The following is a 14543-nucleotide window of genomic DNA, read 5'->3' on the forward strand; positions in this document are numbered from 1 at the left end:
GAGCGTTGAAGGTTTACTCAGGAACCCTCAACGCTTTTTTATTTTTGTACTTTTTCTGGTACTCGAATTTGATCCACGACATTTAAGATTTTTCCAGACTGGTCTAATATCTTAAATTCGACACGTCTATTCAGTTGGCGACCTAAGGTGGTGTCCTCCCCGTTTGGAAGCTGATTTAATGCTATTGGGCTAGATTCGCCAAAAGGTTTTTTTATAATTTTGGTTCTTTTTACACCTCGTTTTGCCAAATATTCTTGTGTCGAAACAGCACGACGCATCGACAATGCATTGTTGTATGTTTTGGTGCCGCGAGCATCTGTGTGTGCTAAAATTTCTACTTGATAGGTTGGATTTTTTTCCATTAATTTGATCAAACGATTCAACTCTATTTTAGCATCTTCTCGAATATATGATTTGTCAAAATCAAAGAAGATACAATGGAATTTTTCAGGAGAGTTGGAAGAGCTAGAAGAAGGATATGGAAATAATATATTTTGATTTGTAGCTCTTTCTATATCATTTGTAGCATTATAAGACGCAGGAGTATTATAGGGGCTTTTACCGTTAGGAGCGAAGCCTAGATTACTCTTATTGTTGTGGCTAGGAGTATTGCTTTCTAAAGGATTGAAGGGACGAATTTTCTTGCCTGTCTTTTGAGGAGGATTATATTGGCAAAGAGCATCACAGTCTTTTTTTAGTTGAACAAAATCGATGATACGAGCATTGATAAATCCTGCAGCTTTGACTTCCTTTTTCTTGGTTTCAGCGGTTTCCAAGGTAGGCACATATATGTAATAACGGTAAATATAATTGACATCTAAGGTTTCGTAAACCTCTTCGATCTCCCCAAAATAACCATTGGGGACAGGTTCTGCAAAAGCGGCAACTTCTACAGCAAAAGGCATTTTACTTTGTGCGTTAATGGTTGCAACAATTAGAAAAAAATAAAAAGTGTAGATAAATCTATACATAGAAGACTTCATTTTAGTGTATTATAAGAAAGGGGCAAAACAAGATAATGAAATCTATTCTATCTATTGCAACTAATGATAAGCTAATTTTTATGAAAGTAATTAAAAATTTGGCGTCTTATACTAGTATTTCGTGAATTAGCTTGCTATGCTCATGAAATTGTAAGTACAATTGCTTCTTTTTCATAAAAAACAAAAAAAAATCTTTCTAGCAACTTCTTTTGATGATCAAAAAAGAAGTTGTTTGAAATTGCATCTTTTTTAACAACTTCAATAAAGCAGTGCTGTGCCTAACCAAATTTTTCTTCGTACAGTTTTTTGAGTGCTAGCATATCATCTCTATGTTCTGCTGCGGTTAAGAAATCCATATCTTTGGAGGCGCTTTGCATTTTTTTCTTAGCCTGTTCGATTGCTTTTTGTAGTTGGTCAGGTCCCATGTATTGTACGACAGGATCCGCAGCAATATTATTAGCAGCATCGTCCGCATCCAAGTAACTCTTTGTTCCGCCAACTACTGTCTGTTGCAAGATTTCTTCTTTAGATTTTTTAATTGTTGTTGGTGTAATACCATGCTTTTCATTGTAAGCAATTTGCAACGAACGCCTACGAGCAGTTTCGTCAATAGTAGCCTTCATAGATCGTGTAATTTTATCAGCATACATAATAACACGACCATTTGAATTACGAGCTGCACGCCCAGCAGTTTGTGTCAATGATTTTTCATTTCTCAAAAAACCTTCTTTGTCAGCATCCAAAATGGCTACTAAAGCAACTTCAGGTAAATCCAGTCCCTCTCTTAATAAGTTAATTCCAATCAAAACATCAAACACCCCCAAACGTAGGTCTCTCAATATTTCAACTCGTTCCAAGGTATCTATTTCGGAGTGAATATAGCGACATTTAATGTTTAACCTAGTCAAATATTTAGAAAGTTCTTCAGAGCTTCGTTTGGTAATAGTCGTTACTAAAACTCGTTGATCTTGCTGAATGCAGTTGTCGATTTCTTCCAACAGGTCATCTATTTGATTAATACTTGGGCGCACATCAATAGGAGGGTCAAGCAGTCCAGTTGGACGAATAATTTGCTCAACAACCGTTCCATCTGTTTGTTGCAATTCATAATCTGAAGGCGTTGCACTAACAAAGAGGATTTGGTTGATTTGATCCTCAAACTCATTGAAACTTAGCGGACGGTTGTCATAGGCAGAAGGCAAACGGAAACCGTGGTCAACCAAGGTCGTTGTTCTTGCTCTATCTCCGCCATACATTGCTCGGAACTGTGGCAAGGTAACATGACTTTCATCAATAATCATGAGATAATCATCAGGAAAATAGTCTAAGAGGCAAAAGGGGCGAGCGCCAGGCTTTCTACCATCAAAAAATCTAGAATAATTTTCAATGCCCGAACAATAGCCTAATTGACGCATCATTTCAAGATCTAGAGTGACCCGTTCTTGAATCCGCTGACTTTCTTCGTATTTGTGTTCGTCGTTAAAATATTCAATTTGCTCATGCAGTTCGTCCTCTATATCTCGAATGATTTCTTTCATCCGATCTTTTTGCGCGACATATAAATTGGCAGGGAAGATAGCAATCGTATCCAGTGTTTCAATGCTCTTGCCTGATTCCAGTTCAATTCGTTCTATCTCTTCTATTTCATCGCCCCAAAAGGTAACTCTAAAACCATCTTCTGTATAAGGAAGGTTGATGTCAACAGAATCTCCACGAACTCTAAACGTTCCTCTAGTAAATTCTATTTCTGTTCTGGAATAGAGACTATCTACCAGCATATACAAAAACTTATTACGACTTAAAACTTGTCCAGTTTGTAGGCGAATAACACTATCTTTATAATCCTCTGGATTGCCCAAACCATAAATACAGGAAACCGAAGCAACGACGATAATATCACGACGTCCAGACAGCAGTTGAGCACTCGTTCTTAGGCGAAGTTTGTCAATTTCTTCGTTAATAGCTAAATCTTTCTCTATGTAAGTATTGGTTGCAACAACATAAGCCTCTGGTTGATAATAATCATAATAAGAGACAAAATACTCGACCGCATTGTTTGGGAAAAATTGTTTGAATTCCCCATACAATTGAGCCGTTAGTGTTTTGTTGTGAGACAAGATAATGGTAGGGCGTTGCGTTTGCTGAATTACATTCGCCATGGTAAATGTCTTACCAGAGCCCGTAACCCCTAAAAGGCATTGTGCTTTTTCATTGGCGTTGATTCCTTTTACGATTTGGTCAATAGCTTGAGGTTGGTCACCAGTAGGTTTAAATGGAGAATGCAGTTCAAATTTCATAAGAATTTTTTACGTAAAAATAAAAAATGCCTTCCAAACTAGAAAGGCATTTTTTAAAATATTTTATTGAGATTATTAACAATCGCCGTCAACTAGTTTTTTGTAAGTTTTTTAGAATGATCTCTTACAGATAACTTCTAGGGCTATTGAATTAATATTCTTACTCAGCACTTTTAGCAGCAACAGCAGTTGCTTTAGCTGAAGGAGTTACACTAGCACTAGTTGCAGTCGTTGTTTTTGACTTCGTACAAGTTTTTCCAGCTTTAGACTTGCAACAAGATTTTTTAGTTGTTGCAGATGTTCCGCTTACAGCAGTTGCTTTTGCTCCAGCAGCAGCAGATTTAGAACAAGCTTTTCCGCCAGCTTTAGATTTGCAACAAGCTTTTGTTGTAGTGGCAGTACTAACAGTAGCAGCAGTTGCTGATTTAGATTTTGTACAAGCAGTTTTAGATTTTGTACAAGTTTTTGTCGCAGTTGTATTAGCTGCAGCCTTTGCCGCAGATTTAGGGCAACCTTGTGCATAAGAAGTTCCTACAGCAACAAACGAGAACATTACAAGCAATAATAGATTTTTCATAATAATAGTCATATTTAAGTTTGAATAGTTTTTTTCGATATTATACTTACACAATTTAAGGCTTTTCCAAAATTAAACCAATTTTTAAAAAAACTTAACAAAACAATAAGAGATAAGTAAATGTAGTTGGAATTTAACAATTTGTTTTTGAAAAAGTTTTGAATATCAATTATCTAAGCTAAATAAAGGAGCTTTTATTAAATAAAAAAAACTACTATTTGTAACTGCTCATCTATTTTAAATGACCAATTACAGACAAATTACCTTCAACCATATCGTCGATATTGACGTTAATTTCGGTTCCAAGTGGTAAAAATAAGTCGACTCTAGAACCCAGTTTTATGAACCCCATGTCTTCGCCTTGCTTAACTTGGTCACCAGCTTTTAGGTAGTTGACAATACGACGAGCTAAGAAACCAGCAATTTGGCGCATAACCAAACGCTGTCCATTGGGTAATTCATAGGCAATGGTGGTGCGTTCATTTTCTGTTGATGCCTTGGGATTCCACGCCATTAGAAACTTACCAGGATGGTATTTGCTATATTTTATCAAACCACTAATTGGATTTCTGTTGACATGAACATTTAATGGAGACATAAAAATAGATACTTGAATGCATTTTTCGTGCAAGAATTCGTCTTCTGTAGTTTCTTCAATTACGACAATTTTACCATCAGCAGGAGCGTAGATGACATTATTATCTAGCTTTGCAATTTTGCGAACAGGATTTCTGAAAAATTGCAAAATGAAGATAATTAAATCAATAGCAACAACAGTTAATACTATTTGTAGCCAAAATAAAGAACTGGGTAGCAATAACCAAGACGCTGCTATGATCCCTATTGCAACTAACCCAACTAGTGTAATGGAAGCCTTACCTTCCTTATGAAAACGAAGCATAAATTTTATTTTAAAAAGTCTAGATAGTTTTTGTTTGAGTTCTCTGAAAAAAGAACATTAAGATAATTATAATTAGTAGTTCGTTGATTTTTTACCAAAAAGATAAAAAAGTACATTTATATTAGTTAGCTGCGCTGCTACTTCGTGGTTTCAACGAACTATTGGATAATCAATTAGAGGCGCAAATATACAGTTTATTTTTTAGGACAAGCAGCAAAGTAAAATTATTCCTTTGGGGGTTTGTAATTGGTCAAGAATTTTTGAGGCTCATTTTCTTTTAAAATGGTTTGCATAATTTCTTGATCTAATTCTCTAGCAGATAAATTAGGTTTTGCACTTTTTAGCCGACCTCTAAGTTGGCGTTCATAGGATAAAATCATACGATAGCCCAACCAAGAACCACTGTTACCTGGAAGATCAAATTGAGGCTTAAATGGACCTTTGGTAACATATTTGTTGATTTTTTTTGTTTCGCTAGAGTACATTAATTCTTCGCTTGTAATATGCTCATACAAGGTGTATTCTCCTCTTTTACAATGACTCATTTGGCGACTAGAGAATCCAAATAATAAACTATCTTCGACAGTTGGTAAAAACAAATCGGTCAAATACATTACTTTGCCATTGTACAACATCAAATCAATTAAATGGTTGCCTTTGGGCTTTGTTATTTGAGCCACTAAGTTTTGCGCAATAGCATCTGCCGCTTTGGGAACTAAATGTTCTTTGGTACAGGTGCGTTGATCATAAGCAGGTATTTTTAGGAAGGTATACGGAGGATAACCTTTTCCTAAAGCCATATCTAATGGAAGTCCAACAAAACCTTCCTCAACAATTGCCAAACGATCACCATGATATTCTGACAAATAAGTAAATGCCTTGGTTAGTGGCGCATTATCAGGAAAATAGTATTGATAATAAGTTGCTAATTGATTAAGTTGTTCTTGAATTTGGGGCATTTTGCCAAATACTTGCTGAACCGTGTCATAAGTATATCGAGCATCTGGATAACTGAGATAACCTAAGACCTGTTTGCGAGCAGTAGAAGAGTCTCTTACTCCCAAGACAGAACTTAAGTAGCCACCTGTAAATTCAGGATATTTGTCTTCTAGTTCCTTCAATGCTACTTCTAGATTTGCAGTATCCAAATTAAAGAATGCTTGTTCAAAACGAATCAGCTCAACAGAGGCGTTGATGCCTTTGGTTTCAGGGATATATCTTGTTTCTACAATTGTTGATTCACAAGAAATTAAAAGGACACTTCCTAAAAGGAACCAAAAAAAAGCGTTAATTATTTTGGGTGTTTGCATATTGTTTATGATTTTGCTTAATATTTTAGAATTCATAGAATAGATAAAACTTGAAATGTCTACAATTTATAAACTAGGCAATAGTCTATTTAACTGGTGATACCACGATGAGGAGTTATCAATATAAATTTTAGTTGTTTTTTCGAAAATAAGATGCTTTTATTTTATGTCGTTGATTATTAGTTAAATGTCGTTTGAAATAGTTGTGATTTATAACAACTGATGTTTAGTTTTCTATGAATGATTGAAAACAAGATGATTATTGATTTGTTTTACCAACATGGGTCGGTGAATCAATATTAAACTAAGTGAACATACAAATACAATCTCATTAAAAAACCAGTGGAATTATTTCAAAGTTATTTGTTCCTATTTAACTTTTTTAATTTTACTATAAAAGAAATTCTATGTTAAAAAAAATTGCCTTTCTAACGATATTTTTAGCGCAAGTAGTATATGCGCAAGCTCAAGGAATTAAATTTGGGGTGCATGTTGACCCATTTATTTCATTTCTAGATAGTGATTACTCAAAAATCAAGAGCAGTGGTGTGAATGGAGGTACAGCATTGGGGGTAGAAATGGAATATGGTTTTGATGCCACTGGAAATTATGCTCTAACATTTGGAGTTGACTTTAGTTTGAACAATGGTGGTTCTTTGTTGTATGAATATGGTGGCATTCTATTACCCAATTCTCAATTTGATAACAAAAGCTCGTTTAGAAACTATGTTGGTGAACAGCCCAGTACTTCTTCGGGAATAGATATGCAGGCGTTTACTAAAATCAATCATAGAGTCAATTACATCGAAATTCCAATTGGATTAAAATTAAGAACCAATGAATTAGGTGGTAGTTACATGCGTGCTTTTTTTCATATTCCTTTGATTAAGGTAATGATTCCTGTTACTGCTGGAGCAAAAATCTTTTCTCCCGATGCAAGTGCAGCAGGATTTTATGACGATAATGATTCTACCAAATACGGTGTTCCTCAAAGTACAGAGTCTATTACAGAGCGTAATGTATGGAAAGATGTTACACCAATTCAAATTAGTGTAGGAGCAGGTGCTGGAGTAGAGTTTACTCCAAATGCAGACGGAGGTTTACGTTTGTATGCGGGAATCTATTATCATTCAGGATTAATTGATGTTACAGGTGGATTTTCTGGAAAGACAACCTATTCTTCAGCGAATAACGTTAATAACTTACCTGTTGATAGACAAGATAGAAATCCTCGAAATGCCATGCACAATATTGCACTGCGTATAGGGGTTATTTTCTAGAATGCGTATAGACATAACATCTATAACAAGGGCAGTTTTTTTGGAAAACTGCCCTTGTTTTTTATCACTTGTTTGGAGTGTCCTTTGATTTAATATCTTAAGATAAGATCTTGATCTAAATCGGATTCTGTCATAAAGACAAATGGTTTCTCTTCGAGTAGTTGACTGACTTCTGGCTGGTCTCCTAAGACGATATGCGTTGTATTAGAGGTTAGCTCGGTTGTAAATTTAATGCCTTGCCTTTCTAATTTTGTAATCCGATTGCGGGTTGCAAAAGAGACAAAACCCAAGATAGCAATAGAGGCATTGGACGGGATTTGACCTTTAAAAACGGCTCCTTTCCAATTTAAAATTTTCTCTTTGGCACGTTGTTGTATCAGCTTATTATGATTGGACAAGGCTTCAAATAAATCTATGATACTTAATTGTTGCAACGCAGTATCTTTATTCATCCACAAGGCTAAAAAAATATTTTGTTCTTTTTGAGAAGCATGAATTTTTTCATGGTTGACCAATTCTTCTATCTCTTTCAATAGCTCATGTTCGGCATAAGTATAGTTGCTTAAAGTATCTTTAGGATTTGTAATAGTTAAATAATTTAGTCTGCCCAATTGTTTAATTTGTTGTAATAATGGAGAAACATTAAATTGGTTGTTTTGGGCATACAAGCGTTGAAGTCGCTGCAAAGTAGTAAAACTAGGAGGAAGCTCTGCTAAATTATTTTCCGCAATATTTAATACTTCCAAAAATCGAAAATGGTCCCAAAAATCGGGCAAGGTTTTTAAGTCGTTTCCCCAAATTTTTAAAATCTGCACTTGTTTTTCTTGTAGTATGATCTCAGGAATACTCTTTAAGTTGAGCCCTCCCAAGTTAAGTAGAAAACGCCCTGTATGTTCCCTGCTTTTGAGTAAGGGTAACATTTCTTTTTGGATATCAGGGGAACCATACTTAAATAAAAAACGTATGATAAAATCTTGATTTGGGGTAGGAAACTGTGCATAAATGCGTTGACATAGTAGCTGGAAGTCTAAGTTGAGTAAAGTGGCATGAGCTTCGATTGGAGCGTCTAAATACAAAACATGTTCGTTGAATTCTGGAAAATCAGAGAATTGTTTTGTCCAGTATGTTTTGAATAAACGAATTACTTTTTTTGCCAACTGATTTTCATCTGCCCAGATGAGTCGATTATAAATCCAATAAATGTCGTCCACCAATTCATTGGTCATTCCTCTACCGTTGATCAACTCAAATGCTAATAAAACATTATTCAAGTCAGCGTGCTGCGCCAACATATGAATTTTAGATATTTCATCAGAAGTATATAGCATTTGGCAGAATGAAAATTTAAATCAACAAAAATAGAGTAAGAGTATATCTTATAACAAAAATTGTCTTTTTTTGTTCCTTAATACAAAACTTCTAAAGAGATAAATTTATAAGTAGTGCCCCACTCGTCCCTATTAAGTAAGTGTCCCAAAGAACCTGTACCATAAAAATAGTTCTTTTTAGTTTGAGGGTTTCTGCACAATTACTTAATACCACCTTTAAATTTAAGTATGTTACTAGTTAGCTATGCTGCTACTGCCTGGTCGTTGAAAAAGTAATATGAATAAGTTTTTTCATCTTTTTTTGTGAAAAAAAAATAACTAAGCGATCGCACTCTCACGACTATAGGGAGTAACAAAGCACTCAAGAAGTTACTATTATTTCTAAATAGCACAAAATACAATAAAAATATAACCTGTTGGTTATTAGTTTGATGGAGTCTTTTGGTGAACCGTTGAATTAAGAAAATGCCCGTTTAATGAAAAATATAGGAGCAATACGGCTATTATTAATAGCTAATTTTATTTCTGGAATAGCGCAAGGAATTAGTATGATTTCTATTCCTGCTTATTTTGCTAGAACGAATCAATCCAATTGGTTTAACATAGCTTATGCAGTTATAACCTGTGTGAGTTTATTTTGGTCGCTTTATGGGGGGACACTCATTGACAAATATAATCGCAAGAACATATTTCTAGCCTTAAATATTTTTAATGGACTTGCTATAGGGAGTATTGCTTATTTGGAGGGAATGAATTTAGGGTATACCAATTATTGGGCGGCAGCTGTATTTGCCCTTACTTTTTGGAATTATAATTTGCATTATCCCTGTTTTTACGCATTTATGCAAGAGATTACAGAGAAAGAGAATTATAATAAAATAGCCTCCTATATAGAAGTACAGAGTCAGTTAGCCTCAGCATTGGCGGGTGCAGGTGCTGCGTTGTTGTTGGGAGGAGGAATAACAACTAGTTTTTTGGTTTTGAAAATAGAACCTTGGAGTTTAGCACAAATATTTGCATTAGATGCCTGTACTTATTTTGTGGCTTTATTTATCATCTATATTATTCGATTTGTTCCTATCGCTGAGCGAAAAGAAGAAGTCGGAAGTGTGGGTGAGCGTCTAAAAGTAGGGTATCAACACCTAAAAGATCGTCCATATATTTTTCTTTTTGGAGTTGTAACGCATGCTGTATTTGTGGTTGTGTTATTGCATGTCTTTAATTTGGCACCCTTGTATGTTGCACAACATTTAGAAGCACCATCGCAAGTGTTTGCTATTTCAGAAGTTTTTTATGCCACAGGGGCGATTATAGCTGGCTTGGCGATTCACAAAATATTTGGAGGAACTACCTTTGTGAAAGCTATTATAATTATGATGGCGGTAACTGTATTGGAGTTGATTGGGCTTATTTCTAGTGCAGAAGTATGGGTATTTTATGCGGTATCTTTGTTGTTGGGAATTACCAATGCGGGGATTCGAGTAATTCGAGTTTCCTATCTTTTTCAAGTCTTACCCAACCAAGTAATGGGGCGTGCCAATAGTATCTTTTTCTTAACCAATGTAATGGCTAGAATTATTTTTCTAACGCTCTTTAGTTTAGCCTTTTTCCACCAATCAGGAAATGTAATTTATGCTTTTTTAATCCTAAGTATTTTTATCTTTGTATGCCTATTAATTTTGATGTTCTTTTATACTAAAATTGCATTAAATAAAGAACCTAATGAAGCCTAATGGGGTTATATTAGAAAATAAAGATAAAGATGAGAACAAAAATTCGATTGGCGATAGATTGTAGTATTCAAGTACTTTTAATCAGTATTTTATTGCTTCAAATAACATCGACTCCTGCACAAACAATTCAACATTTAGGAGTATTTGCTTTTTTAATTTCAATTTGGCAGATATTTCATGCAGTGTACGTTGTTCAAAAGCATCAAGATTGGTATAGAGGGTTGTATTTGAAAAAAATAAAACGAGTAATTTTAATCGCCAGTATTGTATTAGGTGTGGCAGCTACAATTGCTATCGCAACCTTTGGTTTATTTTTGCCCTATGTACTTAAGGGGTTACAGTTGTTAGGTTTAGGATTGAGTTTGATCGTAGCGCTGTTAGCGTTTCAATATTTTGGTCGGTCTCTCTTAAATCTATACTCTTATTATAATCGACCACGTTCTTTTTGGGATTTGTGATTCATATGTCAAAAGGACTATTAAAAAATGGACATTTCCAGTATTGGGAATGTCCATTTTAGCTAGTAAATGTATGGTGAACCTATTTAGTTTGTTCTTTTTTAGGTTTGCTATCTGTTTTCTTTTTTCTTTCTGGTGCACTTTCAGGAGTATCTTCTTCTGTAGGAGGGGGAGCAATTTCATTCGCTTTGATTTCCGCCTTATTGCTGACACTTTTTGCCTTGGCAATACGTTTCTCTGCGACAACGATCCGCAATTCTGCAATCTGAATTCTTAGCTCGGCTGCTTTTATCTTTGCTTCTGCTCTAGCCCTAGCTCGTGCTTCCGCTTCTGCTTTTGCCAAGGCATCCTCTTCAGGATCGATAGGTTCAGGTTTGGGCTCTTCTGTGCCTTTTTTAGGGCGTTTGCCTTTTGCCCTATCTTTTGCCTCCTTCGCCAAGCGAGCAGCTTCTTCTGCTTTTTCTTTGGCTTCTCTTGCCAAGCGTTCTGCCTCTTTAGCACGGGCTTCGGCAGCCAATTTTTTAGATAAAGCGTCTGCCACTTTGGCTTTTGCAAATGCTTCTGCCTCAGCTGCCGCAGCAGCGGTTTCTTTTGCACGAGCCTCTGCCTCTTTGGCGCGGGCTTCGGCTTCTTTGGCTTTAGCTTCTGCCTGTTTGGCTTCAGGTGTTCCTGTTGCAGCCTTTGCTTTTTCGGCAGCTTCTTTAGCACGGGCTTCGGCTTCTTTGGCGTCTGCTTCGGCTTCTTTGGCAACAGCCGCAGCCTCCTTTGCTTTGGCTTCTGCTTCTTTTGCTCTAGCTTGCGCTTCAGCGGCAGCAACAGCAGCATCTTTAGCTTTGGCTTCTGCCTCTTTGGCTTTAATTGCGGCACGTTTGGCTTGTTCTTCTGCGCGTTTAGCTTCGGAAGCAGCTCTTAATGCACGATCTGCTTCTGAAATATAAATGGTTGCGTAATCAGGTCCCAACCTCCTTAATTTCATGCGATTGCGTTTTTTGTTGCCAATTGGATTTCGGGTAAGTTCCAATTGTCTTAATGAAAATAAAGGATGGCGGACATTTTTTTCTTTATAAAAACAAGGTGGTAAGGTAGCCAACTGATTGTCTTTTAAAAAGAGATAAGTGATGTTTTCCAGTTCACCAAGTTCATTGGGAATTTCTGTCAATAAATTATGATCTAAACTAAGTATAATTAGACTCTTTAACTGTCCAATACTTGTTGGTAATTCTGAAATTTTATTGTGGGATAAAAAGAGGCGTTTTAAGCTTTTGAGTTTGCCTAAAGAGTCTGGTAATTCTGCAATCCTATTGTTGTTGGCAGACAATGTCTGTAAATTAGACAAACCAGAAACGCAGGAATCAGGAATACTTGTTAATTGATTCTCATGGATAAACAAAACTTCTAGATTTTTTAAATCGGAAAGAGCTGTCGGAAACTCTTTGATTTGATTATTTTGCAGATAGCAAACTTGCAATTTTGTTAAGGCACGCATACTATTGGGAACTGCTGTTAGTTTATTGTTGTCCAAGTTTAATAGCTCTAATTTTGTCAGCAAGCCAATTGATTCGGGAATGTTGCTCAAGTTGTTGTCTTCTAAATGAAGTGCTTCTAGTTGATTTAGCAAACCAATACTCTTGGGGAGTGTCTTTATGACATTTTTTTCAAGGTGCAAGTGTTGTAAATTAACTAATTGGATGATTTCTTTAGGTACAACCGTTAAGTTATTAGAGGCTAAATTGAGAGTTCTAAGATTTTGATTTAAGCCAATACTTGTTGGAAGTGCCGAAAATTTATTACCTGCTAAATGACAGACTCTTAATTCAGTTAACAATCCAATATCTTTAGGTAAAACAGCAATGGAGTTATTGTCTAGGTACAACTCCTGTAAACTAGAAAATTGACAGATGCCATCCGTGATTTCTGTTAATTGATTATCACTCAACATGATTAATCGAAGCGCTTTTAGTTGATCAAAACTATTGGGCAATACCTGAATTTTATTACTATCAGCTCTAAAAATTTCTAAATCTTTCCAGTCTCCAATGTTCGTGGGAAGGTTGGCAATAGCATTATTATTAGCAATAAATGTTTTTAAGGCGACCAATTGATTCATGTCTTTGGGTAATGCCTTTAGTTGGTTTTTTTGAAGATAACACTCCTCTAAATAGCGCAAAGAACTAATACTAGGAGGCAAGTTAGTGAGTTGATTGTTGTTTAAATGAAGTTTTCGAAGATTGGGAATTCTATCAAAAACATCGGGCAATGTTTCTAAATCATTGTAAGCTAAGTCTAAATGGATAAGCTTAGGTAGTTTCATTAGGCTATCTAAGTTGTAGTAAACTTTACTCTTTTTTATGGTTTTTATTTTTTGTTCCCACCGTGCAATAATCTTTTCTCGTCCCATTACTCTACGACTACTACTACGCAAGGTGTTGATACTGTCTTGAAGCAGTAAAATTTCTTGGTCAATATCCTGTAGTCGTTCATTGATACCTCTCAATTTGAGTTTGTAAACTTCATTGGGTTTTTCCAAGGCTAACCGCAAAGAAGTGAAAACGTATTTTCTATCTAAAGCTGTTTTTAGTTCTAAGGAATCGAAAACTTGTGCCGAGACAAGTTGAGAGAAAAAAAACAAAAAGGGAATCAACAAAATAAATTTCATAACAATAGTTTTTCGATATATACTACATACTAGCCCGCCAATTATTCTTTATTACTCAAAGGACTGTATCAACTAGAACATTCTATTGGGTTCTCAGTAGGTTGCTAGTGCACGTGAATTGGATTTGTTTTTAACAAACGATTACAATTAATACTTAGAACTGTGTTGCTACTTTGTGGTAGCTCGCCACGGTCATGAAAATGCAAGCCTAGTTTTTCATTTTTTGCAAAAAAACAAAAAAGTACTTTTGCATCCGTTTGATTATCAATTTTTTAATGATATAAGTAATGGAATGCATTTTCTTGATAATCAAATGGATGTGATTTTCTCATGAAGTAATGATAATCTAAAATATCAAAAAAAAATGTGCTAGAATAATAAATAGCTATAAATAAAAAAAATCTAACTCGGGGAGGAGTTAGATTAAATTACAACAGTCCATTTAGGATAGACGGGGATTCTAAGATTATACTTTGGTTATATTTTTTCGTATTCAGTTTCTTCTACAGTCCAGACATAAGTGTCTTGTTTTTGTGGCGTTTGTTGCATTTTGTCAACAGCACCTAAATTGCGTTTGCCATACCAACTTCCATTTCCTCTACAACCTTTGCGCTTTTTGTATGGGCTACTGCCACAAGATGATAATAAGAATATAGTACAAACAACGGTTAAAACTAAACTTACTTTTTTCATAAAGGGGTATGGTTTGATTAAGTAAAGGAGACCATTCATTTTTTGAAAAGAGACAAAATGAAATGTTAAAGTTTTAAGGTAATTTGTTTCTTAATGGGAGAGATTTTGAAAGTATTACCGCTAGAGTAAATTTTTTGTTAAAAAAAATCAAAAAAAATGATTTAAGGGCAAGATTGTTTAAAGAGCAAGATCTAATTTTATTAACTATTGTTAGACTAATACTATTTACTGCGTGAGCGCTTTGCTTTTAGTTAGCTGCGCTGCTACTGCGTGGTTTTAACGGAGTAATGTTAGACACGAACACATCTAAAAATCAGATAGGAATGT

The 14543-nt window shown here is 35.3% G+C and carries 11 protein-coding genes; 3 read left to right on the forward strand and 8 right to left on the reverse strand.

Features of this window, described 5'->3' with window-relative positions:
- Positions 1-38: 38 nt before the first annotated feature.
- The 5 genes from CG11_RS13430 to CG11_RS13450 form a co-directional block, all read right to left on the reverse strand.
- On the reverse strand, positions 39-971 hold the full coding sequence (locus tag CG11_RS13430) for an OmpA family protein (RefSeq protein ID WP_052596980.1): 933 nt from the start codon (positions 969-971) through the stop codon (positions 39-41).
- 290 nt (positions 972-1261) lie between these two features.
- On the reverse strand, positions 1262-3280 hold the full coding sequence (gene uvrB, locus CG11_RS13435) for an excinuclease ABC subunit UvrB (RefSeq protein ID WP_052596982.1): 2019 nt from the start codon (positions 3278-3280) through the stop codon (positions 1262-1264).
- Positions 3281-3440: 160 nt separating this feature from the next.
- Positions 3441-3857: a hypothetical protein gene (locus CG11_RS13440; RefSeq protein WP_156039769.1), complete on the reverse strand. Its 417-nt coding sequence runs from the start codon at positions 3855-3857 to the stop codon at positions 3441-3443.
- Positions 3858-4089: 232 nt separating this feature from the next.
- Positions 4090-4758, reverse strand: a complete 669-nt coding sequence (locus CG11_RS13445) for a phosphatidylserine decarboxylase family protein (RefSeq protein ID WP_052596986.1) — start codon at positions 4756-4758, stop codon at positions 4090-4092.
- A gap of 224 nt (positions 4759-4982) precedes the next feature.
- Complete coding sequence (locus CG11_RS13450; protein WP_156039770.1) at positions 4983-6068, reverse strand: hypothetical protein; 1086 nt, start codon at positions 6066-6068, stop codon at positions 4983-4985.
- A gap of 407 nt (positions 6069-6475) precedes the next feature.
- Between CG11_RS13450 and CG11_RS13455 the strand changes: the two genes are divergently transcribed.
- Positions 6476-7348, forward strand: a complete 873-nt coding sequence (locus CG11_RS13455) for an outer membrane beta-barrel protein (RefSeq protein ID WP_052596991.1) — start codon at positions 6476-6478, stop codon at positions 7346-7348.
- 89 nt (positions 7349-7437) lie between these two features.
- Here CG11_RS13455 and CG11_RS13460 read toward each other — a convergent pair whose 3' ends face one another.
- Positions 7438-8676, reverse strand: a complete 1239-nt coding sequence (locus tag CG11_RS13460) for a leucine-rich repeat domain-containing protein (protein ID WP_052596993.1) — start codon at positions 8674-8676, stop codon at positions 7438-7440.
- A gap of 476 nt (positions 8677-9152) precedes the next feature.
- On the opposite strand from CG11_RS13460, the gene CG11_RS13465 reads away from it, so the two are divergent.
- Together CG11_RS13465 and CG11_RS13470 are read left to right on the forward strand one after the other, a co-directional pair.
- A complete protein-coding gene (locus CG11_RS13465) occupies positions 9153-10409 on the forward strand; it encodes an MFS transporter (protein WP_052596995.1) in 1257 nt (418 codons plus the stop codon).
- Between the two features lie 29 nt (positions 10410-10438).
- Positions 10439-10867: a hypothetical protein gene (locus CG11_RS13470; protein WP_052596996.1), complete on the forward strand. Its 429-nt coding sequence runs from the start codon at positions 10439-10441 to the stop codon at positions 10865-10867.
- An 82-nt stretch (positions 10868-10949) separates the two neighbouring features.
- On the opposite strand, the gene CG11_RS13475 is transcribed toward CG11_RS13470, so the two are convergent.
- A complete protein-coding gene (locus CG11_RS13475) occupies positions 10950-13523 on the reverse strand; it encodes a leucine-rich repeat domain-containing protein (protein WP_052596999.1) in 2574 nt (857 codons plus the stop codon).
- 477 nt (positions 13524-14000) lie between these two features.
- Complete coding sequence (locus CG11_RS13480) at positions 14001-14216, reverse strand: hypothetical protein (protein WP_052597001.1); 216 nt, start codon at positions 14214-14216, stop codon at positions 14001-14003.
- Between the last annotated feature and the right edge of the window lie 327 nt (positions 14217-14543).

The organism is Aureispira sp. CCB-QB1, assembly GCF_000724545.1.
Taxonomy (GTDB): Bacteria; Bacteroidota; Bacteroidia; order Chitinophagales; family Saprospiraceae; genus Aureispira.

Bases quoted from the DNA above. Each gene is read 5' to 3' on its own strand.
- CG11_RS13430 (WP_052596980.1), bottom strand. From the start codon at position 971: ATGTATAGATTTATCTACACTTTTTATTTTTTTCTAATTGTTGCAACC.
- uvrB (WP_052596982.1), bottom strand. From the start codon at position 3,280: ATGAAATTTGAACTGCATTCTCCATTTAAACCTACTGGTGACCAACCT.
- CG11_RS13440 (WP_156039769.1), bottom strand. From the start codon at position 3,857: ATGAAAAATCTATTATTGCTTGTAATGTTCTCGTTTGTTGCTGTAGGA.
- CG11_RS13445 (WP_052596986.1), bottom strand. From the start codon at position 4,758: ATGCTTCGTTTTCATAAGGAAGGTAAGGCTTCCATTACACTAGTTGGG.
- CG11_RS13450 (WP_156039770.1), bottom strand. From the start codon at position 6,068: ATGCAAACACCCAAAATAATTAACGCTTTTTTTTGGTTCCTTTTAGGA.
- CG11_RS13455 (WP_052596991.1), top strand. From the start codon at position 6,476: ATGTTAAAAAAAATTGCCTTTCTAACGATATTTTTAGCGCAAGTAGTA.
- CG11_RS13460 (WP_052596993.1), bottom strand. From the start codon at position 8,676: ATGCTATATACTTCTGATGAAATATCTAAAATTCATATGTTGGCGCAG.
- CG11_RS13465 (WP_052596995.1), top strand. From the start codon at position 9,153: ATGAAAAATATAGGAGCAATACGGCTATTATTAATAGCTAATTTTATT.
- CG11_RS13470 (WP_052596996.1), top strand. From the start codon at position 10,439: ATGAGAACAAAAATTCGATTGGCGATAGATTGTAGTATTCAAGTACTT.
- CG11_RS13475 (WP_052596999.1), bottom strand. From the start codon at position 13,523: ATGAAATTTATTTTGTTGATTCCCTTTTTGTTTTTTTTCTCTCAACTT.
- CG11_RS13480 (WP_052597001.1), bottom strand. From the start codon at position 14,216: ATGAAAAAAGTAAGTTTAGTTTTAACCGTTGTTTGTACTATATTCTTA.